At 70.6% G+C, this 25,192-nt stretch carries 25 protein-coding genes; 10 read left to right on the top strand and 15 right to left on the bottom strand.

Annotation, left to right across the window (positions count from 1 at the left end; genetic code table 11):
• The coding region (locus C2L58_RS51440) for a hypothetical protein (protein ID WP_369903980.1) at window positions 1-72 on the top strand (72 nt) is incomplete at its 5' end.
• Entirely contained in the window at window positions 72-1,091 is a 1,020-nt protein-coding gene (locus C2L58_RS03045; protein ID WP_103335637.1) for a family 2 encapsulin nanocompartment cargo protein polyprenyl transferase, read from the top strand. The genes C2L58_RS51440 and C2L58_RS03045, both read left to right, overlap by 1 nt.
• A gap of 120 nt (window positions 1,092-1,211) precedes the next feature.
• Here the strand turns inward: C2L58_RS03045 and C2L58_RS03040 are convergent, their stop codons facing one another.
• Window positions 1,212-2,345 carry a CapA family protein gene (locus tag C2L58_RS03040; protein ID WP_103335636.1) on the bottom strand — a complete coding sequence of 378 codons (1,134 nt, stop codon included), beginning with the start codon at window positions 2,343-2,345 and terminating at the stop codon, window positions 1,212-1,214.
• 367 nt (window positions 2,346-2,712) lie between these two features.
• Between C2L58_RS03040 and C2L58_RS03035 the strand changes: the two genes are divergently transcribed.
• The 5 genes from C2L58_RS03035 to C2L58_RS03015 all read left to right on the top strand — a co-directional run bounded on the left by C2L58_RS03035 (window position 2,713) and on the right by C2L58_RS03015 (window position 8,134).
• A complete protein-coding gene (locus C2L58_RS03035; protein WP_103335634.1) occupies window positions 2,713-3,687 on the top strand; it encodes a substrate-binding domain-containing protein in 975 nt (324 codons plus the stop codon).
• A 74-nt stretch (window positions 3,688-3,761) separates the two neighbouring features.
• On the top strand, window positions 3,762-5,300 hold the full coding sequence (locus C2L58_RS03030) for a sugar ABC transporter ATP-binding protein (RefSeq protein ID WP_103335633.1): 1,539 nt from the start codon (window positions 3,762-3,764) through the stop codon (window positions 5,298-5,300).
• Window positions 5,297-6,322 carry an ABC transporter permease gene (locus C2L58_RS03025; protein WP_103335631.1) on the top strand — a complete coding sequence of 342 codons (1,026 nt, stop codon included), beginning with the start codon at window positions 5,297-5,299 and terminating at the stop codon, window positions 6,320-6,322. Before C2L58_RS03030 ends, C2L58_RS03025 begins: the two co-directional genes overlap by 4 nt.
• 2 nt (window positions 6,323-6,324) lie before the next feature.
• Complete coding sequence (locus C2L58_RS03020; protein ID WP_103335629.1) at window positions 6,325-6,972, top strand: FadR/GntR family transcriptional regulator; 648 nt, start codon at window positions 6,325-6,327, stop codon at window positions 6,970-6,972.
• A gap of 79 nt (window positions 6,973-7,051) precedes the next feature.
• Window positions 7,052-8,134, top strand: a complete 1,083-nt coding sequence (locus C2L58_RS03015; protein ID WP_103335627.1) for a glycoside hydrolase family 88 protein — start codon at window positions 7,052-7,054, stop codon at window positions 8,132-8,134.
• 42 nt (window positions 8,135-8,176) lie between these two features.
• Here the strand turns inward: C2L58_RS03015 and C2L58_RS03010 are convergent, their stop codons facing one another.
• From C2L58_RS03010 to C2L58_RS02985, 6 genes are all read right to left on the bottom strand, one after another.
• A complete protein-coding gene (locus tag C2L58_RS03010) occupies window positions 8,177-9,484 on the bottom strand; it encodes a DNA polymerase IV (RefSeq protein WP_103335626.1) in 1,308 nt (435 codons plus the stop codon).
• A gap of 1 nt (window position 9,485) precedes the next feature.
• A complete protein-coding gene (locus C2L58_RS03005; protein ID WP_103335624.1) occupies window positions 9,486-9,797 on the bottom strand; it encodes a winged helix-turn-helix domain-containing protein in 312 nt (103 codons plus the stop codon).
• On the bottom strand, window positions 9,794-10,417 hold the full coding sequence (locus C2L58_RS03000; protein ID WP_103335623.1) for a hypothetical protein: 624 nt from the start codon (window positions 10,415-10,417) through the stop codon (window positions 9,794-9,796). Before C2L58_RS03000 ends, C2L58_RS03005 begins: the two co-directional genes overlap by 4 nt.
• A 55-nt stretch (window positions 10,418-10,472) precedes the next feature.
• The gene (locus C2L58_RS02995) at window positions 10,473-11,204 is read right to left on the bottom strand and encodes an ABC transporter permease (RefSeq protein ID WP_103335621.1); all 732 of its coding nucleotides are present in this window, start codon (window positions 11,202-11,204) and stop codon (window positions 10,473-10,475) included.
• Window positions 11,201-12,100 carry an ABC transporter ATP-binding protein gene (locus C2L58_RS02990; protein ID WP_103335620.1) on the bottom strand — a complete coding sequence of 300 codons (900 nt, stop codon included), beginning with the start codon at window positions 12,098-12,100 and terminating at the stop codon, window positions 11,201-11,203. The genes C2L58_RS02995 and C2L58_RS02990 overlap by 4 nt, the downstream gene beginning before the upstream one ends.
• A gap of 164 nt (window positions 12,101-12,264) precedes the next feature.
• Window positions 12,265-13,836, bottom strand: coding sequence for an alpha/beta hydrolase (locus C2L58_RS02985; RefSeq protein WP_233225520.1), 1,572 nt, complete (start codon window positions 13,834-13,836; stop codon window positions 12,265-12,267).
• Window positions 13,837-14,099: 263 nt separating this feature from the next.
• Here C2L58_RS02985 and C2L58_RS02980 point away from each other — a divergent pair, with 263 nt between their 5' ends.
• Window positions 14,100-15,272, top strand: coding sequence for a macrolide family glycosyltransferase (locus tag C2L58_RS02980; protein WP_103335617.1), 1,173 nt, complete (start codon window positions 14,100-14,102; stop codon window positions 15,270-15,272).
• A gap of 115 nt (window positions 15,273-15,387) precedes the next feature.
• On the opposite strand, the gene C2L58_RS02975 is transcribed toward C2L58_RS02980, so the two are convergent.
• From C2L58_RS02975 to C2L58_RS02955, 5 genes are read right to left on the bottom strand one after another with little or no spacing between them, the layout of a single operon-like run.
• Window positions 15,388-15,765, bottom strand: a complete 378-nt coding sequence (locus tag C2L58_RS02975; protein WP_103335615.1) for an effector-associated constant component EACC1 — start codon at window positions 15,763-15,765, stop codon at window positions 15,388-15,390.
• Window positions 15,766-15,809: 44 nt separating this feature from the next.
• A complete protein-coding gene (locus C2L58_RS02970) occupies window positions 15,810-17,528 on the bottom strand; it encodes an aminotransferase class V-fold PLP-dependent enzyme (protein ID WP_103335614.1) in 1,719 nt (572 codons plus the stop codon).
• On the bottom strand, window positions 17,525-18,292 hold the full coding sequence (locus C2L58_RS02965; RefSeq protein WP_103335612.1) for an amino acid ABC transporter ATP-binding protein: 768 nt from the start codon (window positions 18,290-18,292) through the stop codon (window positions 17,525-17,527). The genes C2L58_RS02970 and C2L58_RS02965 overlap by 4 nt, the downstream gene beginning before the upstream one ends.
• Entirely contained in the window at window positions 18,285-19,163 is an 879-nt protein-coding gene (locus C2L58_RS02960) for an amino acid ABC transporter permease (protein ID WP_103335610.1), read from the bottom strand. The genes C2L58_RS02965 and C2L58_RS02960 overlap by 8 nt, the downstream gene beginning before the upstream one ends.
• Complete coding sequence (locus C2L58_RS02955) at window positions 19,150-20,100, bottom strand: ABC transporter substrate-binding protein (protein WP_103335609.1); 951 nt, start codon at window positions 20,098-20,100, stop codon at window positions 19,150-19,152. Before C2L58_RS02955 ends, C2L58_RS02960 begins: the two co-directional genes overlap by 14 nt.
• 97 nt (window positions 20,101-20,197) lie before the next feature.
• Between C2L58_RS02955 and C2L58_RS02950 the strand changes: the two genes are divergently transcribed.
• A complete protein-coding gene (locus tag C2L58_RS02950) occupies window positions 20,198-21,181 on the top strand; it encodes a Gfo/Idh/MocA family protein (RefSeq protein ID WP_103335607.1) in 984 nt (327 codons plus the stop codon).
• Here the strand turns inward: C2L58_RS02950 and C2L58_RS02945 are convergent.
• Window positions 21,178-22,383 carry a glycosyl hydrolase family 8 gene (locus C2L58_RS02945; protein WP_103335606.1) on the bottom strand — a complete coding sequence of 402 codons (1,206 nt, stop codon included), beginning with the start codon at window positions 22,381-22,383 and terminating at the stop codon, window positions 21,178-21,180. The two genes, C2L58_RS02950 and C2L58_RS02945, sit on opposite strands and share 4 nt — an antisense overlap.
• 156 nt (window positions 22,384-22,539) lie before the next feature.
• Between C2L58_RS02945 and C2L58_RS02940 the strand changes: the two genes are divergently transcribed.
• Window positions 22,540-22,941 carry a PPOX class F420-dependent oxidoreductase gene (locus C2L58_RS02940; RefSeq protein ID WP_199191073.1) on the top strand — a complete coding sequence of 134 codons (402 nt, stop codon included), beginning with the start codon at window positions 22,540-22,542 and terminating at the stop codon, window positions 22,939-22,941.
• Between the two features lie 43 nt (window positions 22,942-22,984).
• Here the strand turns inward: C2L58_RS02940 and C2L58_RS02935 are convergent, their stop codons facing one another.
• Both C2L58_RS02935 and C2L58_RS02930 read right to left on the bottom strand, forming a co-directional pair.
• The gene (locus tag C2L58_RS02935; RefSeq protein WP_103335603.1) at window positions 22,985-23,527 is read right to left on the bottom strand and encodes a TetR/AcrR family transcriptional regulator; all 543 of its coding nucleotides are present in this window, start codon (window positions 23,525-23,527) and stop codon (window positions 22,985-22,987) included.
• Complete coding sequence (locus C2L58_RS02930) at window positions 23,527-25,071, bottom strand: acyl-CoA synthetase (RefSeq protein ID WP_103335601.1); 1,545 nt, start codon at window positions 25,069-25,071, stop codon at window positions 23,527-23,529. The genes C2L58_RS02935 and C2L58_RS02930 overlap by 1 nt, the downstream gene beginning before the upstream one ends.
• Window positions 25,072-25,192 lie beyond the last annotated feature (121 nt).

Below are 25,192 nucleotides of genomic sequence, written 5' to 3'. Positions count from 1 at the left end.
GCCTACCACTCCGCCGCCGTCCTCGTCCCCGACGCCCTCGGCACCCTCGACGACGTCCAGGTCGGTCGCTGATGACCACCATGAACACGCGCACCGCGGCCCGGCCGCTCGCCGACGTCCTCGCGTGGAGCAAGGGGCTCGTCGACCCGGCGCTGCGGGCGGCCGCCGAGCGGCTGCCGGAGACGATGCGGCGGATCGCCGCCTACCACTTCGGCTGGCAGGACGCCGACGGCCGGCCGGCCGCCACCGACGGCGGCAAGGCGCTGCGGCCGGCGTTGGTGCTGCTGTGCGCGGAAGCCGCGGGCGGGGAGGCGGCCGACGCCGTGCCCGCCGCCGTCGCGGTCGAGCTGGTGCACAACTTCTCGCTGCTGCACGACGACATCATGGACGGCGACACCACCCGGCGGCACCGCGCGACGGCGTGGACGGTGTTCGGCACCGGGCCGGCGGTGCTGGCCGGGGACGCGTTGCTGAGCCTGGCGTTCGAGGTGCTGGCCCCGAGCGGGGCGGCGAACGCGAAGGTGCTGTCGGCGGCGACGCTGGCCCTGCTCGAGGGACAGGCCGCGGACCTGGACTTCGAGCAACGCGACGACGTCACCCCCGGCGAGTGCGTCCGGATGGCGGAGGGCAAGACGGCGGCCCTGCTGGGCGCGGCCTGCACGCTCGGCGCGGCCTTCGGAACGCCCGGCGCGGACCACTTCGGTGCGTTCGGCCGGGCGGTGGGCCTGGCGTTCCAGCACGTCGACGACCTGCTCGGCATCTGGGGCGACCCGGTCGTCACCGGCAAGCCGGTGTACTCGGACCTCCAGAACCGCAAGAAGTCACTGCCGGTGGTGACGGCCCTGTGTTCGGGCACCCCCGCCGGCGCGGACCTCGCCAAGCTCTACGCCGGGCACAAGCCCCTGGACCAGCCCGCGCTGGCCCGCGCGGCTTCCCTCGTCGAGGCCGCGGGCGGACGCCAGTGGAGCCAGGCCCAGGCGGAGGCGTTGCTGGCCAAGGCCTTGCGCGACCTCACCGCGACCGGCCCACCCACCCGCGCCACCGCCGAACTGGCCACCCTGGCCCGCCTCATCACCACCCGCACCCACTGAACCCCGTACCGGAACGGCGAACTCGCGTACCTGGACAGTCGGTTCGCGTACCTGGACAGTCGGTTCACCATCCGACCCTCCAGGTACGCGAACCGACCCTTTGGGTACGCGAGCCAGGGGTTACTGGCTGGGGCGGGTTAGGCCGGATTTGTCTGCTCCCAGGCTCAGGATGTTCTTGTCCGTGTCCTGGAGGGCCTTGGTGACCTGCGGGGACGCGGGCGAAGTCGACAAGTCGACCAGGCGGATGGGGGTGTCCAGCTTGATCAGGGTGGGGATGTACTCGGCCTTGTCGACCTTCCAGCGGTCGCCGTCGCGGACGAAGCGGAAGCGGGCCGCCGCGCCTTCCTCGGTGTCCCCGCGTGGCTCGGAGTGGCGGGCGACGCTGTTGCCGAGCCCGTAGGCCACCCACTTGCCGCCGATCTTCTCGAACGGCTGGACCACGTGGGCGTGGTGGCCGACGATCAGGTCGACGTCGTCCGACGCCAGGATCTTCTTGGCCTGCGACCGCTGTTCGGCCGTCGGCTCGTGCTGGTACTCAACGCCCCAGTGCAGGCTCGCGATCACGACCTGCGCTCCGGCCTGGCGAGCCTTCCGAGCCGCCGCCAGGACGTCGTCGACGTCGATCTGGTTGGCCAGCCACGGTTTCCCGGCGGGCACCTTGATGCCGTTGAAGCCGAACGCGTACGACACCTGGGCGACCTTGACGCCGTGGACGTCGAGGATCAGCGGCTTCGCGGCCTCGGCGGCCGACCGCGCCGAGCCGGTGTGCTTGACGCCGACGTCGTCGAGCTTGTCCAAAGTCCGGGTGACGCCCTCGGCGCCCTGGTCGATCGTGTGGTTGGACGACGTCGAGCAGGTGTCGTAGCCGGTGTCCTTGATCGCGTCGGCGATCTCCGGCGGCGCGCTGAAGGACGGGTACCCGCTGTACGGCCCGCCCTCCGGCGCCAGCGGCGTCTCGAGGTGGCAGATCCCGAGGTCGGCGCCGGAGATCAGCGGCTTGATCCCGGCCAGCAGCGGCCGGTAGTCGATCTTCCCGCCGCCGTCGGCCTCGGCCTGCTCGGTCAGCGCCGGGTGGATCAGGACGTCCCCGGTGGCGACGACGCTGAACGAGCCCTCGGGAGCGGCGGCTCCCGCGGAAGAAGCGGCCGTCTCGGGAAAGGGCGTCGGCGCCGGCCCCTGTTGCGGCGGCGGGCCGCTGCAGGCCGCGGCCAGGAGAGCAACCCCGGCGAGCGCGGCGACGCGGTGCTTCGTCATCGGTCCCCCTAACGTGGTCCGGCCATCCTGCCAGCCGGGCATATCCGGCAGAGACGGCGTGCCCGGTCGCGTGAAACTTCCACCACAGTCGACAACACCGATCAGAACATCGCCACGAGACAAAACCGGACAACGCGCAGCCCAGAGTGGAAAAAATACGATAAATGACCCTCGGGTGGGTGATCAAGAAACTACCGAGAGTAGGTCTCACTCCGCTAACTCCGCCTTGACGCTCCTCGAACGGGTGTTTTGTAATACGAGTCACTTCGCGAACTCGACCAGACCCACCCGACCTCGGCCCTCATGGGAGCACTCGATGTCCACATACCCGCACAGGTTTCGTACCTGGAGCGTTGTTGGTTGTTGTTTGATTTCCGGCGCTCTGCTGGCCTCCTGCTCTTCGGGCAAAGACACCGCGGCACCACAGCAGCAGGCGCCTGCGAACGGCAAGGTCACCCTGTACTACCTGCAGAAACAGGGCGACCAGCAGTACTTCGTCGAGCAGGCGCAGGGCGCGCAGGAGAAGGCCAAGGAGCTCGGCGTCGAGCTCAAGGTCGTCAACCTCGGCCAAGACGCCAACAAGGCGATCACCGAACTGGACGCCGCGGTCGCGCAGGGCGCCAACGGCGTCGCCATCGTCGTCCCGGACCAGGCGATCGGCCCGCAGGTGATCGACAAGGCCAAGAGCGCGGGCATCCCGCTGATCGCCTCCGACGACGTCATCAAGGACGGCACCGGCGCGAAGGCCCCGTTCGTCGGCTTCAACGGCAGCCAGATGGGCGACTCGGTCGGCACCGAGGCCGGGAAGCTGTTCAAGGCCGCGGGCTGGGCCGCCGCCGACACCAAGATCATCAGCGCGTACAAGCAGGACCTGACCGTCTGCACCGACCGCGTCAACGCGGCGAAGTCGGCGTTCGCCAAGGCCGCGGGCGCCGACGTCCAGGTCATCGACGTCGGCACCGACAACTCCCCCGTCGACGCGCAGAACCGCTCCGGCGCGGTGATCGGCTCCAACCCGGGCGTCAAGCACTGGGTCGTGTGGGGCTGCAACGACGAGAACGAAACCGGCGTCGTGACCGCGCTGGCCAACTCCGGCGTCCAGGCGAACAACATCATCGGCGTCGGGCTCGGCGCGTACCTCACCTGCAAGGACTGGGCGGCGAACAAGGACACCGGCAACAAGGCCGCGCTCTACATCTCCGGCGCCGAGGTCGGCCGCTCGGCGATCCAGGTGCTGGTCGACAAGGTGAAGAACGGCAAGGAGCTGCCCGCGGAGACGATCGCCAAGACCACGATCGTCAACAAGGACAACTCCAAGCAGGCCGGCGTCAACTGCACCTGACCCACAACCCTCGTGAGTGGTAAGGCGGGTTCTAACCCGCCATACCACTCACGACCGCCGTACGGAAGGCGACCATGTCCAGCTCTTCTCCCGCACTCGCCGTCGAGGGCATCGGCAAGCGCTTCTCCGGTGTCACCGCCCTCGACGACGTCTCGCTGGAGTTCCGCTCCGGCGAAGTCCTGGCCCTGATGGGCGAGAACGGCGCCGGCAAGTCGACGCTCCTGCGCGTGCTGTCCGGTGACCAGGGCCCGGACGAGGGCCGGCTGCTCCTGGACGGCACCGAGGTCACGTTCGACACCCCGCGCGCGGCGATGGCCGCCGGGGTGCGCGTGATCTACCAGGAACCCGAGATCATCCCGCACGTTTCCGTGGCGGAGAACGTCTTCGTCGGCGAGCTGCCCGCGAAGGCCCGGGTGTTCAGCCGCCGCACGCTCACCAAGGCCACCCAGGACGCGCTCGCCGAGTACGGCTTCGAAGGCGTGCTCGACCCGGCGACGCTCGGGGTCGCGCTGTCGGCCGCGCAGCGGCAGATCGTCGAGATCCTCCGGGTCCTCACCGCGGCCACCCCGCCGAAGGTGATCGCGTTCGACGAGCCGACGTCGTCGCTGTCGGAACACGAAGTCGAGGCGCTGTTCCGGCTGATCGGCCGGCTGCGCGACAGCGGCGTCGCGGTCGTCTACGTCTCGCACCGGATGAAGGAGATCTTCCAGCTCGCCGACCGCGTCGCGGTGCTGCGCGACGGGAAACTGGTCGGCGTCCAGCAGGCCGCGGAGACCGACGAGGCCGGCCTGGTCCGGATGATGATCGGCCGCGACCTGTCGGCGCTGGAACGCCGCGTCACCCAGGACACCGGCGACGTGGTCCTGAAACTGGCCGACGTCACGACCGACGACGTCACCGGCATCTCGTTGCAGGTCCGCGCGGGCGAGGTCGTCTGCCTGGCCGGGCTGGTCGGCGCGGGACGCTCCGAGCTGGCCCGCGCGATCGTCGGCGACCTGCCGATCCGGTCCGGGACCGTGGAGCTCGCCGGCAAGCGGCTGCGCGCGCACAACCCGGGTGACGCCGTCAAAGCGGGCATCGGGTTCGCGCCCGAAGAGCGCAAGACGGACGCGTTGCTCATGCAGCGGTCCGTACGCGACAACGTCTCCATCGCCGTCCTGGACCGGCTTCGCCGCTTCCGGGTCGTGAAGCGGGCGAAGGAACGCGCGCTCGTCGAGGAGTACGTACGCGAGCTTCGCGTGCGGACGCCGTCGATGGAGCAGGAAGTCCGCAAGCTTTCCGGCGGCAACCAGCAGAAGGCCGTCCTCGCGCGGTGGCTCGCGCGGCGGCCGAAGCTGCTGATCCTCGACGAGCCGACGCGCGGGGTCGACGTCGGCGCGAAGGCCGAGATCTACCGGATCATCGACGGCCTCGCCGCCGAAGGCATCGCGCTGCTGGTCATCTCCTCCGACCTGCCGGAGGTGCTGACGCTGGCCGACCGCATCCTCGTCATGCGGGCCGGGCGGCTCGCGGGCGAGATCAGCCGTGAAGACGCGACCGAGGAAGCCGTGCTGACCCTCGCCATCCCCGAAACCGAACCAGCCGTGGACGAAGCCCAGGAGATCGGCGCATGAGCACCCCCACCAAGGAAACGTCGGCCCCTGCAGCACCGCCGCAGCCGAGCACCGCACGCCGGGTCCTGACCGGCATCGGCGTGCAGAACTCGAGCCTGATCATCACGCTGATCGCGCTGGTGATCCTGCTGAGCGTGCTGAACGAGAACTTCTTCCGCACCAACAACCTGCTGCTGATCGGCAGCGCGATCACCATCATGGGGCTGCTCGCGCTGGTGCAGACCCTGGTGATCATCCTGGGCGCGCTGGACATCTCGGTCGGCTCGATGGCCGGGCTCGCCTCGGTCATCTCGGCGATGGTGTTCACCTCGACCGGCAACGCCGAGGTCGGCATCCTCGCCGCGGTCGGCGTCGGCATCCTGTGCGGCCTGGTCAACGGCATGATCATCATCTTCGGCCGGGTCAACCCGGTGGTCGCGACGCTGGCCATGCTCGCCACCTACAAGGGCATCGCGCAGGTCATCTCGAACGGCAAGGCACAGGGCTACACCGGCGGCGACGACCTGTTCATCTTCCTGGCCAAGGGGGCGATCGCGGGCCTGCCGTCGCTGGTGTGGGTGTTCCTGATCGTCGCGGCGCTGCTGCACTTCCTGCTCAAGTACACCGACATCGGCCGCAACGTCTACGCCATCGGCGGCAACGACACCGCCGCCAGGCTGGCCGGCATCAACATCAACCGGTACATCATCGGCGTGTACGCCCTCGTCGGCGTGGTCGCGGCGATCGCGGGCGTGCTGATCACCGCCCGCACCGGGTCCGGCCAGCCGACGTCCGGGTCGGAAGGCCTGGAGCTGCAGGCCGTCACCGGCGCCGCGCTCGGCGGCACGATGCTCAAGGGCGGGCGCGGGTCGATCATTTCGACCGTGCTCGCGGTGGTCATCCTGGGCGTGCTCGACAACGGCATGTCCGGGCTGGGCATCAACCCGTTCTGGCAGAACGTCGCCCACGGTGCCCTGCTGGTGATCGCGGTCGTGCTGCAGCAGCTGCGCAGCGGGGAGCGGCGCGTCGGCCTGCCCGAGTAGCGGTGCGGAACCTCCATGCACGCATCGTCGACGAACTGGGCCGGCTGATCGTCGAAGGCGTCCTCGGGGACGGGCAGCCGCTCGTCCCCGAGGAGCTCGGCCGCCGGTTCTCCGCGTCCCGCACGGTGGTGCGCGAAGCGTTGCGCGTGCTCGAATCCAAGGGCATGGTCACCGCGCGGCCGCGGGTCGGGACCTGGACGCTGCCACCCGAGGCGTGGGACGCGATCGACCCGGACGTCATCGCCTGGCGCGTCGGCGGTCCCGGCGGCCGCGAGCACCTGCGCGAGCTGCTGGAACTGCGGCTGGCCATCGAGCCGCAGGCGGCGCGGATCGCGGCGCGGCACCGGCGTCCCGACGAGCTTTCGGCGATGGCCTCGGCCTACGCGCAGATGGCCGACGCGGTCGAGCGAGGCGACGGCGAAGCGTTCCGGGACGCCGATTCGCGGTTCCACGCGGCGCTGCTCCGGGCGTCGGGGAACACACTGATCGCGCAGCTGCAGGTGCCCGTGGTCGCCGCGCTGAAGGCGCACGGCGAGCCGATGGAGCTCGTGGCGCATTCCCGGGTGCTGACGCTGGTGCTGGCGAAGAACGCCGACGGCGCCGAATCCGCGTGCCGCCGTTTGCTGGAAACCGTTGCGGCGTACCGCTGATCGGTACCTTGACACGGTTACCGGGACGCGCTTCACTCGCTGCGGATGACCGCCGCCATGAGCTGAGGAGGACGCTTTCATGCGTTTCCCGGGAATTCGCGGCTTCGGCGTGCTCGCGGCCACGGCGTTGGCGGGTGCGTTGCTGTCATCACCGGCGGTGGCTTCGGCCGCTTCCTGCGCCGTTTCGGACGAAATGGTGTCCGCGGGCAACTACTGGGTCGCCAACGGGACGAACCTCGACGCGCCGGACTGGCAGAACGCGACGTTCCACGTCGGCAACCTGGCCCTGGTCCGGACCACCGGCCAGTCCAACCACAAGACCTACCCCTGGGCGCAGGCCAACAAGTACCTGCTGCCGGAGGACCCGAACCGGCCGTTCTTCCCGGACAACCAGGCCGCCGGCGAGGCGTACCTGGACCTCTACACCTACTTCCACCCGGAGATCCCGCTCGACTCGATCCGCACCCGGATCAAGGCCGAGGTGGCGTCCGTGCAGGCCGGTCACCGCGATTACTGGAACTACGTCGACGCGCTGAACATGGCGATGCCGTCGTTCGCCCGGATGAGCCTGATCGACCACGATCCGTCCTATCTGGACGCCATGGATCAGCTGTTCCGTTCCTCGGAACACAAGCTGTTCAACGAGTTCACCGGCCTGTGGTACCGCGACGCGCGGTTCAAGGGGTCGGGCGTGTTCTGGTCGCGCGGCAACGGCTGGGCCCTGGCGGCGTTGACGAAGGTGCTCCAGGTGCTGCCGGCCGACGACCCGCGGCGGCCGGAGTACCTGCGCGTGTACAAGAAGATGGCGGCCACGCTGGCTTTGGTCCAGCGCCGTGACGGCTTCTGGAACTCGGACCTGCTGAACCCGTGGGACCACGGCGGCCCGGAGTCCAGCGGCACGGCGTTCTTCACCTTCGGCCTCGGCTGGGGCATCACCGCGGGCGTTCTCGACGCGGCCCGCTTCCGCCCAGTGGTCGACAAGGCGTGGACGGCGCTGTCGACGAAGTCCCTGCAGTCCGACGGCAAGGTGGGATACGTCCAGCCGGTCGGCGACCGCCCGGCGACGGCGAAGGCCACGGACACCGCGGCGTACGGCGTGGGCGCGTTCCTGCTGGCGGGCCAGGAACTCGCCAAGCTCCAAGGCTGCTCGGCGGGGTCGTGAGTGGTAAGGCGGGTTAGAACCCGCCTTACCACTCACGACCGGTCAGCGTAGGCAGTCGCCGGGGTCGCCGCGGGTCAGGGCCGGGTCCGACTGGGGGAACGTTCGCGCGATGCCGGGTCCCGACGACCGGTGCTCGAAGCGGACCGTCACCCGGCCGTGGCCCGCGCCCTGGACCCAGCCCGTGCCGAACTCCTCGTGGACCACGTCGTCGCCCTGGCGCCACTCCGACGGCGGTGCGGCGGCCGGCGCCGGGGCGGTGGACACCACCGTCGACGGCGCCGAGGGCGCGGCCAGGGTGAACAACGCGTCCTGGTGGGGCACCGACAGTCCGCTGTAGGCCACGCCCGCCAGCCGGATGCCGCCGAACTCCGCCGGGTCGATCAGGAGCCGCTCCGCCGTCGCCGCCAGCTCGGCCAGGTCGTCCGTGGGCGCGGAGATCGTCTCCGAACGGGTGACCGTGTGCATGTCCGTGTGGCGCAGCTTGATCACCACCGTCCGGGCCACCCGGCCGGCCTTGAGCAGCCGCTGGTGCGCGCCCACGGCGATCCGGCGGACCTCCACTCTCAGGGAGGCGAGGTCCTTGATGTCGGTGTCGAACGTCGTCTCGGCGCTGACCTGCTTGGTCTCGGCGCGGCCGGCCACCGGGCGGTCGTCGGCGCCGGTCGCGAGCCGCCGCAGGTCGCGGCCGACCACGCCGCCGAGCGTGGCCACGGCGTCCTGTTCGGACAGTGCCGCCAGCTGGCCGAGCGTCTGGACGCCGATGAACCGCAGCTTGCCCTCGGCGACCGGGCCGATGCCCCACAGCGCGCGCACCGGCAGCGGGGCGAGGAACTCCCGCTCGGTGCCCTGCGGCACCACCAGCAGCCCGTCCGGCTTGGCCTCGTCGGAGGCGATCTTCGCGATCTGCTTGCCGTTGCCCGCGCCGATCGACGCCACCAGGCCGGTTTCCGCCCGGATCCGGGCCCGCAGCCGCGCGCAGAACTCCGTCACCGCGTCGAAGGACGCACCGAGCAGCGACGGCGGTTCGGCGAAGGCTTCGTCGAGGGAGATCTTCTCCAGCACCGGCGCCACCTCGGTGACGACGGCGAAGACCTCCTGGCTGAGCCGCTCGTAGACGCGGAACCGCGGCGGCACGATCACGCCGTTCGCCGGCAGCAGCCGCCGCGCCTGGGCCATCGGCATCGCCGACTTGATGCCGAACGCCCGCGATTCGTAGCTGGCGCCGGCGACGACCCCGCGCGGGCCGAGGCCGCCGACGAGCACCGGGCGCCCGGCCAGCGTCGGGCGGGTGAGCTGCTCGGCCGACGCGTAGAAGGCGTCCAGGTCGAGGTGGATCACCCAGCGGCCCACGTCAGTCCCCGCCGGTGGCGTCCAGCAGCTGGTGCAGCGCCTTGGTGTAGCTCTCGAACGCCGCCCGGCCGGCCGCGGTCAGCCGGACCAGGGTGACCGGCGTGCGGTGCTCGTAGGCCTTGGTGATCTCGACGTACTCGGCGTCCTCGAGCTTGCGCAGGTGCGTCGAGAGGTTGCCCGCCGTCATGTCCAGGAGCTGCTGCAGCCGCGGGAAGGTGATCTGGTCGCCCGAGCGCAGCCCGGCCAGCGCGACCGTGACCCGCAGCCGCGCCTGGGCGTGGATGACCGGGTCGAGCTGCGGCAGTTCGCTCATCGGCCGGTCTTCTCGCGGATGAAGTAGACGATCGCGCCGAGCAGGAACCCGCCGCCCCCGCAGACGGTCAGCACGAGGAAGTTCGCCGGGTACCCGACCAGCACGCTCAGCGCGGCCGACACGATCATCCACGCGCCGAGGCCGTACATCAGCTTGTCCTGCCACACCATGCCGCCCGCCAGGTACATCACGCCGGTCAGCAGCAGCCACGTGCCGGTCCACAGCAGCGACACCTGGTCCGTGGACAGCGCCTGGAAGCTCGTGATCCGGATGTCGACGACCATCAGCCCGATCGAGCCGAGCGCCCAGCCGTAGCCGTACATCGCCCCGACCGTGCGGGACGGCCCCCGGATCCCGCGGCCGGTGCGGATGCTGGTGAAGGTCGAGTAGCCGACGGCGCCGAGGAACAGCAGCGGGACGACGACGCCGCCGGCGACCCACGGGGGCACCGCGACCCCGGGCAGCGTCGTGACGTAGGTGAAGCCCCACCCGACGATCCAGGCGAAGGCCCAGGCGACGAGCATCCGCGCCGGGCCCCCGCCCAGTTCCCGGCGCGTCCGCCGGTTCTGCTGGGCGATCAGGTTCAGCGATTCCTCGGCCGACATCGGCTCGTCATCCACCTGGTTCGCCCTCCGTCCGTGCAGACCCCTCGACTGCACGGAAGCTAACACGCATTCACAGCCGGGCCGTGTCCAGCCGGAACCGGCGCACCACGACCAGTGCGGGCACGACCAGCCAGCCCGCGAGCACCAGCACGGCCACCCACGTTCCCGGCGCGTGGACCAACGGGTCGAGACCGACCCGGCGCAGCCAGTAGGTGGGCACGAAGTGGGCCACGGTCGCCATCCAGCCAGGCAGGATCTCCAAGGGGATCCACAGGCCGCCGAGCATGCCGAGCGGCATCATCAGGGCACCGGTGACCGCGCCGACCGTGTCACCCTTGCCGAACAGGCCGATCGCCAGGCCGAGGACGGCGAACGGGAGGGTGGCCGCCCACAGGAAGACAAGCTGCCTGCCCCACTCGGCCATGGTGAGCGGTTCCCCGCGCAGGAAGCCGACGAAAAAGATCGCCACCAGCACCGGCAGGGCGACGGCCATCGCCGAGGCGACCTTGACGGCCAGGTAGCCGAAGCCGCGCATCGGCGTGAGCCGCAGCTGCCGCTGCCAGCCGTCCGTGCGTTCCTGCGCCACCCGGGTGCCGGTGAACAACGCACCGCCGCTCGCGCCGTACGCGGCCATGCCGATCATCGTCTGGGTGCTCGAATGCAGGCCGTTGTCCAGGACGTAGTCGCCGAAGATCGCGCCGAAGAGCAGGTACATCGCCACCGGCATGCCGATGGTGAAGATGGTGAACTGCGGGCTCCGGACGATCCGCTTGATCTCCAGGCTCAGGTATGTCGTGTTCACGCGGCGACCTCCTCGGCGGTCAGCGCCAGGAAGGCCTCTTCGAGGCCGAGCGCGGTGATTTCGATGTCGGACGCGGCCGGGTGCGCCGCGAGCAGGGCGCGGATCGCCGCGTCGGAGTCGGCGCAGGCCAGCTCGGCGCGGCCACCGCGCAGCTGGACGCCGGTGACGCCCGGCAGGTGCGCCAGTTCGGCCTCGGTGGCGCCCGGGACGGCGGCCTTGAGCACCCGGCCGGACACCGCGGCCCGGACCTCGGCGACCGGGCCGTCGGCGACGACGACGCCGTGGCGCATCAGCACGACCCGGTCGGCGTAGTCCTCGGCCTCGGCGAGGTAGTGGGTCGCGAACAGCACGGTCCGGCCGCCGGCGGCGAACTCGCGGATGGCCGCCCAGAACGCGCGCCTGCCGTCGACGTCCATCGCCGCGGTCGGCTCGTCGAGCACGAGCAGCTGCGGATCGCCGGCCAGCGCGAGCGCGAACCGGACGCGCTGCCGTTCGCCGCCGGACAGCTTGCCGCAGCGGCGTTTGACGAGCTTTTCGAGACCCGCCCGGGCGATCACCTCTTCGGCGGGCAGCGGCTTCTCGTGCGTCGAGACGATCAGGCCGACGATCTCGCCGACCGTGGCGTCCGGCAGCAGCGCGCCGTTCTGCATCATCGCGCCGACGAGCCCCCGGTCGACGGCTTCGCGCGGGCTGCCACCGGCGACGGTGACCTCCCCCGCGTCCGGCTTGGTCAGGCCGAGCAGCATGTCGACGGTGGTCGACTTGCCCGCGCCGTTCGGTCCGAGCAGCGCGACGACCTCGCCGCGCGCGACCTCGACGGTCACCCCGCCGACCGCCGTGACCTGCCCGAACCGCTTCGTGAGGCCGTGCAGTGCGAACGCCGGTCCCCCAGTCATGGCGTCCTCCTTTCTTGGACTTTGAATCGCAAAGTTGCTGCGCACTTTGTAACACAAAGTCCACGCGAACTCAAAGCCCCCGGCGTCGGAAAGCACGCGAAGCCCATAAAAAACGGGGTGCCGGGCAGTGTGCCCGGCACCCCGTTTCTCAGGGTTTACGCAGGTCAGCCGGCAAATCGCCCGGCCACCAGGCCCTGCGTCGCCGCGACGTCGGACTTGGCGGCCGTCGGGGCCGGCGGCGTCGGCTGCGGCAGCGGCGCGCACTCGACGTCGGCCGTGCGGCCCGGCTTGCGGGCCGGGAGCGCGCCCGTCGCCAGGTAGTCCGCGATCTTGGTGTCGACGCAGGCGTTGCCGCGCGGGGTGATCGCGTGGCTGGTGCCGCCCGGCTCCGAGATCAGCGAAGCGCCCGGGAACCGGCTGCGGACCTCGAGGCTGCCCTCGAACGGCGTCGCCGCGTCGAGCGTCTCGTCGATCATCAGGACGCTCTGGACGCCCCGGCCGTCGACCTTGGCCGGCTTCCCGGCCTTCGCCGGCCAGTACAGGCAGGGCGCGTTGAACCACGCGTTCTGCCAGGTGAAGTACGGCGCCTTGGCGAAGGTCCGCCAGTTGTCGCGCTGCCACTGGTTCCAGCTCTGCGGCCACTGGACGTCGGTGCACTGCACGGCGAGGTACACCGCGTAGCCGTTGTCGTCGCCGCGGCCGCCGAAGGCCTCGAAGAGCGTCTTCCAGTTCTGCCAGTCACCCTTGTTGACGAACCGGGACAGCGCGTCGCCGAGCAGCGTCCAGCGCAGCTGGTAGTAGCCGGCCTGCTGGATGACGTCGATGATCTCGTCCGGCCCGATCACGCCGCCGGCCGGGTTGAAGGACGTCTTGAGCAGCTGCTCGTTGACGACCCGCTGCACGGCGGCCTGGGTCTTGCCGAGGTGGTAGACGTCGTCGTGCTGGGCGACCCAGCCGAACCAGATGAGGATGTTCTTGTCGAAGGCGACGTCCTGGTTGAGGTTGGCGCCGTACCAGACTTCGCGCGGGTCGACGGTCGAGTCGAGCACCATCCGGCGGACGTTCTGCGGGTACAGCGAGCCGTACACCTGGCCGAGGTAGGTGCCGTAGGAGTAGCCGTAGAAGTTCAGCTGCTTCTGGCCGAGCGCCTGGCGGATGGAGTCCATGTCCTTGACCGTGTCGGTCGTCTTCATGTTCTCCAGCAGCGCGCGCGAGTTGTTCTTCGCGCAGGCTTCGGCGTACCCCTTGGACCGGTCGAGCCAGGTCCGCTCCAGCTGCGGGGTGAACGGCACGTACTGCGGCCGGTTGTAGTCCATGTAGTTCGGGTCGCAGCTCAGCGCGGGCTTGCTGGCGCCGACGCCGCGCGGGTCGAAGCCGATCCAGTCGTAGGCGTCACCGGCGTGGTTGGGTACGCGCGGGCCGCGGGTGGCCAGCAGCAGGCCGGAACCGCCGGGGCCACCGGGGTTCGTCAGCATGACGCCCTGGTACTGCGCGTCCGGAACCTTGTGCTTGACGCGGCTGACGGCGAGCTGGACCTGCTCCCCGGCCGGCTTGCGGTAGTCGAGCGGCACGCCGAGGTACCCGCATTCGGCACCGGCGGCGACCAGCGTGGGATCGGTGCACGGTCCCCAGGCGATCGCCGCCGGAGCGGCGGGCGCGGCGGTCGCGGCCGGGGCGGCCACGAGCGCGGACGCCACCGCGGCGGCGGCCACCGCGGCGATTGCGGCACGTCTCACTGTTTTCTCCCTTTCCCCTGCGTCTTCGGGCGGGAGAACCCTAGTCCCGGCCGGGGTCCGCCGGGGCGGCATGACCGCGAATGCCCTACGAAAGGTGGAAATCGGGTGGCGCGGCCGATCCGGGATCCCGTACGGTCGGTTTCATGATCGCCTTCACCCGGATCCGCCTCGTCTGAGACGGCGTGACCGCCGGACTCCCCGCCGACCGGGAGGGTCCCTTCACCTGCGCGCCGTCTGTTCTTTCTTCGTTTTGAAGGAGCACCATGCTGCGCAAACACATCGTCATGGTCGGCTGCACCGCGCCGAGCCACATCTACCCGTCGCTGGGCGTGCTCAGCGAACTGGTCCGCCGCGGGCACCGGGTGTCCTACGTCGTCGGCGCGCCGCTGGCTTCGCTGGTCGCGCCGACGGGCGCCGAGGTCGTCGAGCACCCGACGACCTTCCCGCTCGGCGAGGCGGCGGTGTGGCCGGACGACCCGGCCGACGCGATGCGCGTCTTCCTCGACGAAGCCATCGCCGTCCACCCGCTGCTGACGGCCCGGTTCGACACCGACCGGCCGGACCTGGTGCTGTACGACATCGGCGGGCTGGGTGCGCCGCTGCTGGGCGCGCGCTACGGCGTGCCCGCGGTCCAGCTGTCGCCGACGCTGGTGGCGTGGGAGGGCTACGACGAGGACATGGCTTCGGTGATGGAGCCGATCAAGACGTCACCGTCGGGTGTGGACTACGCGGCCACGTTGTCGCGATGGCTTTCGTCCCACGGTGTTCAGGCCGATCCCTGGAAGTGGCTGGGGCACCCGGCGCGGGTCCTGTCGCTGATCCCGCGCGCGATGCAGCCGGAAGCCGGCCGGGTGGGTCCGCATGTCCGGTTCGTCGGACCCTGCCTGGATCCCGCGCGGCTGGCCGACCGGTCGTGGACGCCGCCGGCGTCGGGCCGGCGGGTCCTGCTGGTGTCGTTCGGGACGGCGTTCAACGACCAGCTTCCGGTGTACCAGGCGTGCGTTTCGGCGTTCGCTTCGGATTGGCACGTCGTGATCTCGCTGGGGAAGCACGTCTCGCCGGCGGCACTCGGGCCGTTGCCCGGCTCGGTGGAGGTGCACAAGAGCGTGCCGCAGCTGGCGGTGCTCGAAGCGGCGTCGGCGTTCATCACGCACGCCGGGATGGGCGGCGCGACGGAAGCGTTGTGGTTCGGCGTCCCGACGGTGGCGATCCCGCAGGCGGCGGACCAGTTCGGGAACGCCGCCCAGCTGGAGGCCCTCGGAGTGGGGCGGCATCTGCCGGCCGATTCGGTGACGGCTTCTTCGCTGCGGGAGGCGGTCGAGGACGTGTCTTCGTCGGCTTCGGTGGCTTCGCGGCTGGCCGAGCTGAAGGCGGAGATCCGTGGCCATGGCGGGGTTTCCTTTGCCGCGGATGCCGTGGAGTCCTATTTGGAGTGATCAGCTCCGGCTCGCTCAGCAACGCCCCCGGCTCGCGCGCGTCGCCGCCGGGGGCGGTCAGCGCCGCAGGGCCGGGTCCGCGTCCGTCTCGGTTGCGATCAGCAGCGCATAGCGGTTAGCCGTGCCGCTGGACGAAGGCGTCGATCAGCTGCTGGCGCTCGGCCGTCGTCGCTCGCTCCAGTTCGACCGTGTCGCCGTCGATCGTCACCTTGATCTTGTGGCGGCCCGCCTGGCGGCCCAGCCACTCGCGCAGCGTCTCGACGAGCCCCGGGAACACGCCGCCGGCGGCGCTGAACGCCACCATCAGCGAGCCGATCGTCACCGGGTCGGCGCCCTTCGCGCCCGGGGGGAGCTCGCCCGGGACCGCCAGCAGGTCGACGTCCAGTTCGCCCAGCTCGGCACGCAGCCGGCTGGCCAGCAGGTCGAACTCCTCGGCGTCCGCCTCGCCGTCCGCTTCGAGCCGGACCAGGGCCCGCGTGTCCGATTCGGTCATGCGGGCCATGGTCCGCCCGGAAAGCGCAGGTGGCAAGGGGCCGATCAGGCGCGGATCTCGTTGAGGTAGTTGTAGATCGTGTAGCGGGTGACATCAAGGCGCCCGGCCAGGTGGTCGACCGCGTCCTTGATGAGGAAATAACCGGCTTCGTCGAGCTCCCGCACCACGGCCGCCTTGTGCCGCTTCTTCATGAGGTCCACCGGGATCCCCGCCTTGGTCACCGCCCGGTCCACCAGGAACCGTTGCAGGCTGTCGACGTCCGGTGGGAAAGTCTCCGGCTCACCGTCGCCGCCGGGGGACGCGGCCTCCTCGACGCTGTTGACGCACAGGCAGCCGACCGCGACCCCGTCGGCGTCGCGCAGGAACAGCGTCGAGGAGCGGATCGGCCGGCCGTCCGGGCCGTGCGTGCGGTAGTTCGTCAGGTCCTGGGTGGTGCCGCGGCGGACCAGGCCGAGCAGCAGGTCGGTCATCGGGCCGCCGACGTTGCGGCCGGTGAGGTCGCCGGCGATGGCGATGATCGAATCCGGCAGCCGGCTCAGGTCGTGCAGCAGGACCTCGTTGCCCGGCCCGAGCATCGCCGCGAGCCCCGGGATGGCCGGCACCAGGGCGGTGAGCACCTCGTGCGTCGTCGCGCCCGCGGCCGGGACGACCAGCGGCTGCCGGGGTGCGGTCAACGTCTCCAACGCCGAGCGCAACAGGCCCGCGGCGGCCGCCGGGGTGGACGCGTGCGGTGAAAGCCGGACGTGCTCGGGACGCACGGTCGCCGCGATGCCGGCGTTGGCCAGCGCCGCCCCGACCTGCTCGGCGGGGTGGCCGGGCAGGGTGAACGCGAGGATGCCCGCGCGCCGGTCGACGGCCGACACGACCTCGGCGCCGCAGGAGGCGAGCACCTCTCCGAACTCCCCCAGCCGCTCGGCGATCCGCGCCGCGATGGGACCGACGCCGGCCTCTTCGACCAGCTCGAGGGCCTCGGCGAACGCGCCGGAGGTGATCGGGCTGAGGTTCGAGATCGACCACGACTGGGCGGTGCCGTCCGGCGGGTGGATCTCGTCGTCGAACAGGCCCGGGTCGCGCGCTCCGGTCCAGCCCGACAGCACCGGGTCCATCCGCTCCAGCGCGCGGTCGGACAACACCGCGAAGCCGGTCCCCCAGCCCGCGCGCAGCCACTTCTGGCCGCCGACGACCAGGACGTCGGCGACCTCCCACGGCGCCTCGATCACGCCGAAGCCCTGGATGCCGTCGACGACCAGGAGGCGGTCGCCGACGACGTCACGCAGGCCCGCGAGGTCGGCGCGGAAGCCGGTGCGGAAGTCGACCGCGCTGACGCTGACCGTCGTGATCTCCGGCGTCAACGCCTCGGCGACGCGCTCGGGAGTCACGTAACCGCCGGTCAGGCGCCGCACACGAAGCCGTCCGGCCTGTTCGGCACGCGCCCACGGATACGTGTTGGCCGGGAATTCCGCGGCCGACACGAGCACCTCGCCGGTGCTGTGGAACGCGGCCTGGAACAGCCCGAGGCTGGTGTTCGGCAGCAGGACGGTGTGGTCGGTGTCCGAGCCGGACAGCCGCGCGGCGGCGGCCTTGGCCCGGATCTCCTGCCGCATCAGCTCGTCCACTGTGGACGGCCCGGCCGTGGTGGCCTGGTCGAGCAGGGCGGCCGTCGTGTCGAGCACCGCGTGCGACGGCGGGCCGAAGCGGGCGAAGTCGAGGTAGCCGGCGGGCTCGTCGAACTGGAGCAGGTACCGGGGCGAAATCCGCGTCACGCGAGGATCCTCGCCAGGAACTGCCGGGTCCGCTCGTGCTTCGGCGCGCTCAGTACCTCCGACGGCGGCCCGGTCTCGACGACGGCGCCGTCGGCCAGGAACACCACCTCGTCGGCGGCCTCCGCGGCGAAGCTCATCTCGTGCGTCACGACGACCATCGTCATCCCCTCCCCCGCCAACGTACTCATCACCTCGAGCACCTCCCCGACCAGCTCCGGGTCCAGCGCCGACGTCGGCTCGTCGAACAGCATCAGCTTCGGTTTCATCGCCAGCGACCGGGCGATCGCGACCCGTTGCTGCTGCCCGCCGGACAGCTGCGCCGGGTACGCGTCCGCGCGGTGGGCGAGGCCGACGCGGTCGAGCAGCGCCAGCCCCTGCTTGCGGGCTTCGTCCGGTTTCACGCCCAGCACCCGGATCGGGCCCTCGACGACGTTCTCCAGCGCCGTCCGGTGCGCGAAGAGGTTGAACCGCTGGAACACCATGCCGATGTCCCGGCGCTGCCGGGCGACGTCGCGTTCGCGCAGCTCGTACAGCTTGCCGCCGCGCTGCCGGAAGCCGATCGGCTCGCCGTCGACCCAGATCTGGCCGGCGTCGATGGTCTCGAGGTGGTTGATGCAGCGCAGGAACGTGCTCTTCCCGGCGCCGGACGGGCCGAGCAGGCAGACGACCTGTCCCTTGTGGACTTCCAGGTCGATGCCGCCGAGGACTTCGGTGTGGCCGTAGGACTTGCGGACCCCGACGGCGCGCAGCAGTGGATCAGACACGGGCACTCCTCACCAGCGGCACGCCGCGCAACGCCTTGCCGGCCCGGGCGAGCGGCCCGCGATCGGCCTGCCCGAAGGCACGTTCCAGATAGTGCTGGCCAACGCCGGCGACGGTCACCACGACCATGTACCAGACGGCCGCGGCCAGCAGCGTCTCCATCACCAGCAGGTTGTTGGACGAGATGTTGTTGGCCGCGTGGATCAGCTCGGTCACGCCGATCACCGACGCCATCGACGTGCCCTTGAGCATGTTGATGAAGTCGTTGCCGGTGGGCGGGATGATCACGCGCATGGCCTGCGGCAGCACGACCCGGCGCAGCGTCGCGGCCGGCGTCATGCCGATCGACTTCGCCGCCTCGGTCTGTCCGCTGTCGACGCTGTTCAGCCCGGCCCGGACGATCTCGGCCATGTACGCGCTCTCGTTGAGCGCCAAGCCGAGGAACGCGGCGGTGAACGCGCTGATCAGCACGTTCGTCTGCTCGTGGACGAGGAACGGGATGTCGATGACCGGGAAGACCAGCGCCAGGTTGTACCAAAGGAGGATCTGCAGCAGCACGGGCAGGCCGCGGAAGATCCAGATGTACCCGGCGGCGAACCACCGGGCGACCGGGTTGGCGCTGCGGCGCAGCAGGGCGATGACGATGCCGAGCACGATCGCGACGGCCTGGGACAGCACCGCCAGCACGACGGTGTTGAGCAGGCCGGTGGCCATCACCTTGTAGAAGACGAAGTCCGGCACCTGGTTCCACGCGATCTGGGCGTTACCCAGGGCAATGCCCAGCAGGACGAGCAGCGCGAGGATGATCGCGGCGGCGACCCACCGGCCCCAGTGGCGGAGCCGGACGATCGGGAGCGGTTCAGGAGCCGCCATTGACCGCGGCCTTTTCGATGGCACCCTGCTCGACGCCCCAGGCCTGCAGGATCTTGCCGTAGGTCCCGTCGGCGATCAGGGCCTGCAGCGCCTTCTGCACGGCGTCCCGCAGCGGCGTGTTCTGCTTGTTGACGCCGATGCCGTACGGCCCGCCTTCGATGGGCTCACCCGGGACGACCTCGAAGAACTTGCCGTCGCCCGCGGTGCGCGAGATGTAGACGGCGCTCGGGAGGTCGTTGAGGATCGCGGCGACGCGGCCGGTGCGCAGCTGGTTCTGGTTCTGGTTGTCGCTGTCGGTCGCGGTGACATTGACCGCGGGCTTGCCGGCCTGCGTGCACTTGGCGCTCTGCGCTTCGGCGAACTTCTGGTGGCTGGTGCCCTGCACGACGGCGACGTTCTTGCCGCACAGGGTGTCCGGGCCGGTGATGCCGTCCGGGTTGCCCTTGCGGATCATGATCGTGATGCCCGAGGTGAAGTAGTCGACGAAGTCGATCTGCGCCTGGCGGGCCTTGGTGTCGTTCATACCGGCCATGGTCAGGTCGATGCGGCCGGACTGGAGGCTGGTGATCAGCGAGCCGAACGCCATGTCCTGGTGGGTGACGGCGACACCGAGCTTGGCGGCGATCGCCTTGGCGAGGTCGACCTCGTAGCCGATCGGGGTCTTGCCGTCGGCGGCGTAGAAGTTGTTGGGCGCGGACTGCAGGTTCGAGGCCAGGTGCAGGCCGGCCTGCTTGACGGTGTCCGGCAAACCCGCGTTCAGCTGGGCGTCCTTCTGCACGCCCTGGACGATCGCGGCGGTGTCCGGGATGCCGGACGCGGGCGCCCCGGCGGCCTGCGACGTCCCGCCCGCACCGTCCGGACCGCCACCACAAGCCGCCACCAGCACGGCGACACTCGCGAGCAACATTCCCGCCTGCACGGCACGAGAACGGGACATAGCGGACCTCCACTGTTCGACTGGCCGGAACGCTACAACTCGTTGTTGAAGAGGTCAACCATCTGTTGAAATCCGGTTCGGTGCTAACTTCGCGACCATGAGCCTGCGGATCGGCATCCTGGGGGCGGCTCGCATCGCCCCGGCGGCCCTGATCAAGCCCGCGTCTTCGGTTTCACCGGTGTCGGTCACCGCGGTGGCGGCCCGCTCACGCGACCGCGCGCAAGCGTTTGCGACCAGGCACGGCATCCCCCGGGTCTTCGCCGGGTACGACGAGTTGCTGGCGGATCCGGACATCGACGCCGTCTACAACCCGCTCCCGAACGGCCTCCACGGACGCTGGACACTCGCCGCCTTGGCGGCCGGGAAGCACGTCTTGTGCGAGAAGCCGTTCACGGCCAACGCGGCGGAAGCCCGGGAGGTCGCTCAGGCGGCCGCCGCTTCGGACCGCGTCGTGATGGAGGCGTTCCACTACCGCTACCACCCGCTGGCGCTGCGGGTGGAGGAGATCGTGGCGTCGGGCGAGCTGGGCTCTCTGCAGCGCGTCGAGACGGCGTTGTGCTTCCCGCTGCCGAAGTTCTCGGACATCCGTTACGACTACGACCTGGCGGGCGGGGCCACGATGGACGCGGGCTGCTACGCGGTCCACATGGCGCGGGTCTTCGGCGGCGAGACGCCGTCGGTGGTTTCGGCCTCGGCGAAGCTGCGGTCACCTCGGATCGACCGGGCGATGACGGCGGAGCTGCGGTTCCCCTCGGGCCACACCGGGCGGATCCAGTGCTCGATGTGGTCGTCTTCCCTGCTGAAGCTCAGCGCGAAGGTGATCGGCTCGCGCGGGTCCATCCGTGTGCTCAACCCGGTGGCCCCGCAGGCGTACCACCGCGTTTCGGTCCGCGTCGGCGACGCCCGCCGCACGGAGAAGTTCCCCCGGCGGGCGTCCTACGCGTACCAGCTGGAGGCGTTCGCGGCGGCAGTCCTGGAAGGCGCACCGGTGAAGACCTCGGCGGCCGACGCGGTCGAGACGATGACCGTGATCGACGAGATCTACCGGGCCGCGGGACTGCCGCCGCGCGAGCCGAGCTAGGCGGCCACGTAGTTGCCGCTCAGGATGAGCAGGACCTGGATCGTGATGCCCGTTCCGTAGTAGTCCGTCGAGTCGGGGGACCACGACGAGACCGCCGTCCACAGCTTGTCCAGCCAGGCCTGGCTGCCCGGGTCCGTCATCGCGGCCACCGCGAACGGCGCCGTGAAGCACGGGTGCTGGCCGCTCTCGGTCTTCGAACCCGACAGCGAATAGCCGCTCTGGATCTTCGCCGGGTCACCACCCGTGGCCGACTTGATCCACGTGTTCATCTTGCGGACCTGCGCCACCGCCGCACTCCCGGACGCCGTGATCGCGTCCGCGCCGAGGCGCCACGGGTCGCGGCAGGCGTTCCAGCTGTACTTGCCGTCGTACGGGCCCTCGAGGAAGTTCGACGGCGCCGGCTTCGGCGTCGAGTTCGTGTTCACCACGAAGTCCGGCAAGAGCCCGGTGTTCGGCGCGTACGACGACTGCAGCCGGCTCACCGCCGTCTCCGAGCGGGTGCGGACCGAAGTCCAGAAGCTGTCGCCGGTCGCCGTCGCGAACGCGCGCAGGTGGCCCGGCATCCAGTCCGACGAGCGCGAGCTGTTCTTGTACTCCGCGTCGTTGCCCCAGTCGCCGAGCAGGGTGAACTTCGTGGTGCCGTTGACCTCGCTCTTCTTGATCGCGTTGATGATCCGGACGGCTTCGGCCTTGTAGTTCACCGCGCCGCCGCTGCCCCACTTCTTGTCCGCGATCAGCAGGCCGTAGGCGATTTCGAGGTCGCCGTCGGTGGCGGAGTCGCTGCCGTTGACGCTCTTGCAGTTCGAATCCTGCTCGGCCGCGTGCAGGTCCTTGTTGTTGACCGACGGGTGCGCCTTCACGAACTTCAGGATCCCGTCGACGATCGAGCGCGCCTGCGGGTCCTTGTCCGCCATCATCGCCGAGATGGTCATGCCGTACCCCTCGCCTTCGGCGACGAAGGAGTGGTCGGCGTCCTTGGACAGCACGGCGTAAGTGCCGGTGCCGCACTTGGTCGTCAGGAAGTTCTTCTTCCAGAAGTCGTAGTACTTCTGGAGCGCCGCATCCTGCGTGGCCTGCGAGACGGACGGCCGCAGCGTGCCCGGCACGTACGGCGTACCGGCCGCGGACGCGGCCGCCGGCACGCTCACCAGCCCCGCGGTGAGCGCGGCCGAAACCACCGCCGCCCGGATGACTCTCTTCATGGCTCCTCCGTAGGGACATCGTTGGCTGCGGCGAAGGTGATCGAAGCCTGACAGAAGCTTCAAGACCAGGTCAAGAGGGTTAGGAAACTTTCCTTACTATTACCGTGCGTGGGTCCCTCGGCGCCCCGCCCACCCGGACGGACTAGCGTGGAGGTCATGAAGATCGACCTCGACGGCCGTGGGCCGGACTTCCGCGCGTTCTGGACCGAGCGCCACCTGGCCACGCTGACCACGGTCCGCCCGGACGGCACCCCGCACGTCGTCGCGGTCGGCGTGACCGTCGACTTCGAGGCCGGCCTCGCCCGCGTGATCACCTTCGCCCCCTCGGTCAAGGCCCGGCTGGTGCGCGCCGCGGGCCCGGACGGCATCCCGGTCGCGGTCTGCCAGCTCGACGGCCCGCGTTGGTCCACTTTGGAGGGACGAGCGGTGCTGCGCGACGACCCGGAATCGGTGCGGGACGCGGAAAACCGGTACGCCGCCCGCTACCGGCAGCCCAAGCCGAACCCACAGCGGGTGGTCATCGAGATCACCGTGACCCGGGTGCTCGGCAACGCCTGACCCGCTCGTGAGTGGTAACGCGGGTTAGAACCCGCCTTACCACTCACGAGCCGCGGGAGTGCACCAGCCGCGTGTACTCCGCGAGCAGCTCCGTCAGCTCGCCGTGCTCGCCTGCCGACGCCAGCTGCTGGTGCCCCACCAGCAGCGCCATCCCGAGCGACGTCAGCGTGCGGGCCAGCGCCCGGTCGCCGACGATGCCTTCGACCGCCTTGCCGACCGTGCGCAGCCGGGCGTCGTCGACGCGCTTCTGCGCCGCGCGCACGGTTTCGTCGTTCTTCGCCCACGCGCGGATCGCGGCCTCGGCCTCGTGGGGCAGCCCGAGGGTGAGGTCCATCAGCGCGGCGAAGTCGGCCGCCGGGCCGCCGGTGCCGAAGCCGCCCTCGCGCAGGATGCGGACCTGGCGGTTTTCCCAGTGCTCCAGCAGCTGCGCCACGAACCCCGGCCAGCCGCCGAAGTGGTGGTAGAACGACCCGCTCGTGACGCCGAGGCCGCGGCACAGCACGCCGACGTTCAGCTCGGCGAACCCGTGCTCCGCCAGCACCTCCAGCGCGGCCTCGAAGTACCCGCGGCGCGTGACCGGTGGCATCAGACGTTCCGGTCCCGGCCCCGCCAGTAGGGCTCGCGCAGCGAACGCTTGAGGATCTTGCCGGTGGCGTTGCGCGGCAACGCCGCCACGACGTCGACGCTGCGCGGGCACTTGTAGTGGGCCAGCCGCTCGCGGCAGAACTCCACGATCTTCTCGGCGTCGAGCTGGTCGCCGGCGACGACGGCCTTGACCTGCTCGCCCCACTTCTCGTCCGGCACGCCGATCACGGCCACCTCGGCGACGCCGGGGAATTCCGCCACGACGCGCTCGACTTCGGGCGAGTAGACGTTCTCGCCGCCGGTGATGATCATGTCCTTGACGCGGTCCTCGAGGAACAGGAACCCGCCGTCGTCAAGACGTCCGACGTCACCGGTGCGGACCCAGCCGTCCACAATGGTCTCCGCGGTGGCCTCGGGCTTGCCGAGGTAGCCCGCCATCCGCTGCTCGGTGCGCACCCACACCTCGCCGACAGCGGCGTCTTCCGCCGTGACCGGGTCGACGATCCGGATGTCCACTCCGGACAGTGCGGTGCCCGCCGAGGCCAGCCGTTCCGGACGCGCTTCGTCCCGGTGGGCCTCGGGGGTCAGCGCGGTGACCGCGCCGGACAGCTCGGTCATGCCGTAGACCTGGGCGAACTTGACGTCCGGCCAGGCGGCGAGCACCGTGCGCAGCAGCGGGAGCGGCATCGGCGAAGCGCCGTAGCAGAGGTACTTCAGCCGGGAGAACGCCTGGAGCGCGGCCTCGCCGGCCTGCGCGATCCCGGCCACGACGGCGGGCACCAGGAAGGCGTGCGTGATCCCGGCCCCCAGCGCCGCGAACAGCGACGCCGCGTCCGGCTCGCGCGTCAGGTAGGACGGTTCCCCGTAGAGGAACCCCGAAACCGCGTAACAGCTGCCGCCGACGTGGAACAGCGGCATCGCGACCAGGTTGACCTCACCCGGGCCGATCGGGAACGCGGTCCCGGCGGCGAGGCCGTGCGCGAGGACGCTGCGGTGGGTCAGCACCGCGCCCTTCGGGAAGCCGGTGGTGCCACTGGTGTACATGACCAGCACGCCGTCGTCGGTGTCGACACCGGTCCCGCTGTGCGGCTCGGCGGAGGTCAGGAAGGACTCGTACTCGTCGGCGTCCCCGCCGACGACGATCACGCGCTCCAGCGCGGGCAGCCGGTCTCGGATCGCCTCGAGCGCGGACACGAGTTCGGCGCCGACGAAGACCACCTTCGCACCCGCGTCCTTGAGCACGTACGCGAGTTCGCCGCCGGAAAGCCGCCAGTTGACGACGGCATTGGCGGCCCCGAGCCCGGCCGCGGCGAAGGTGGTCTCCAGGCAGGCGGGGTGGTTCTTGTCGACGAACGCCACCCGGTCACCGTGCGCGATCCCGGCCGCCGCAAGGGCCCCGGACAGCCGCCGGACCCGCTCGTCGAACTCCGCCCAGGTCCACGACCGGTCCCCGAAGATCAGCGCGGTGTCCGCTGGACGTTCCCGCGCCCAGTGCGCCAGGAGCTCGCCGAACAACCGGACCCGCGGGCGGACGTCTTCGGGCATGGGAGTCCCCTTCGGGCCGGCGATGGACCATAGACCGGTCTATGGTCCGCCCGGCCCGGCGGGGCGTCAACACCGGACAACCGGTCCCGAACCGGCTCGCCGGTCGGTGTTTTCGTGACGC

Origin of the sequence: Amycolatopsis sp. CA-126428 (assembly GCF_002904335.1) — a bacterium.
GTDB lineage: Bacteria > Actinomycetota > Actinomycetes > Mycobacteriales > Pseudonocardiaceae > Amycolatopsis.
The sequence above is the reverse complement of the archived record's forward strand: the minus strand, read 5'-3'. Positions and strand labels throughout refer to the sequence as shown.

What these genes read in the sequence shown, in the direction of transcription:
- C2L58_RS03045 (WP_103335637.1), top strand. Translation starts at nt 72, where the DNA reads ATGACCACCATGAACACGCGCACCGCGGCCCGGCCGCTCGCCGACGTC.
- C2L58_RS03040 (WP_103335636.1), bottom strand. Translation starts at nt 2,345, where the DNA reads ATGACGAAGCACCGCGTCGCCGCGCTCGCCGGGGTTGCTCTCCTGGCC.
- C2L58_RS03030 (WP_103335633.1), top strand. Translation starts at nt 3,762, where the DNA reads ATGTCCAGCTCTTCTCCCGCACTCGCCGTCGAGGGCATCGGCAAGCGC.
- C2L58_RS03025 (WP_103335631.1), top strand. Translation starts at nt 5,297, where the DNA reads ATGAGCACCCCCACCAAGGAAACGTCGGCCCCTGCAGCACCGCCGCAG.
- C2L58_RS03015 (WP_103335627.1), top strand. Translation starts at nt 7,052, where the DNA reads ATGCGTTTCCCGGGAATTCGCGGCTTCGGCGTGCTCGCGGCCACGGCG.
- C2L58_RS03005 (WP_103335624.1), bottom strand. Translation starts at nt 9,797, where the DNA reads ATGAGCGAACTGCCGCAGCTCGACCCGGTCATCCACGCCCAGGCGCGG.
- C2L58_RS02990 (WP_103335620.1), bottom strand. Translation starts at nt 12,100, where the DNA reads ATGACTGGGGGACCGGCGTTCGCACTGCACGGCCTCACGAAGCGGTTC.
- C2L58_RS02980 (WP_103335617.1), top strand. Translation starts at nt 14,100, where the DNA reads ATGCTGCGCAAACACATCGTCATGGTCGGCTGCACCGCGCCGAGCCAC.
- C2L58_RS02975 (WP_103335615.1), bottom strand. Translation starts at nt 15,765, where the DNA reads ATGACCGAATCGGACACGCGGGCCCTGGTCCGGCTCGAAGCGGACGGC.
- C2L58_RS02960 (WP_103335610.1), bottom strand. Translation starts at nt 19,163, where the DNA reads ATGGCGGCTCCTGAACCGCTCCCGATCGTCCGGCTCCGCCACTGGGGC.
- C2L58_RS02955 (WP_103335609.1), bottom strand. Translation starts at nt 20,100, where the DNA reads ATGTCCCGTTCTCGTGCCGTGCAGGCGGGAATGTTGCTCGCGAGTGTC.
- C2L58_RS02950 (WP_103335607.1), top strand. Translation starts at nt 20,198, where the DNA reads ATGAGCCTGCGGATCGGCATCCTGGGGGCGGCTCGCATCGCCCCGGCG.
- C2L58_RS02945 (WP_103335606.1), bottom strand. Translation starts at nt 22,383, where the DNA reads ATGAAGAGAGTCATCCGGGCGGCGGTGGTTTCGGCCGCGCTCACCGCG.
- C2L58_RS02940 (WP_199191073.1), top strand. Translation starts at nt 22,540, where the DNA reads ATGAAGATCGACCTCGACGGCCGTGGGCCGGACTTCCGCGCGTTCTGG.
- C2L58_RS02935 (WP_103335603.1), bottom strand. Translation starts at nt 23,527, where the DNA reads ATGCCACCGGTCACGCGCCGCGGGTACTTCGAGGCCGCGCTGGAGGTG.
- C2L58_RS02930 (WP_103335601.1), bottom strand. Translation starts at nt 25,071, where the DNA reads ATGCCCGAAGACGTCCGCCCGCGGGTCCGGTTGTTCGGCGAGCTCCTG.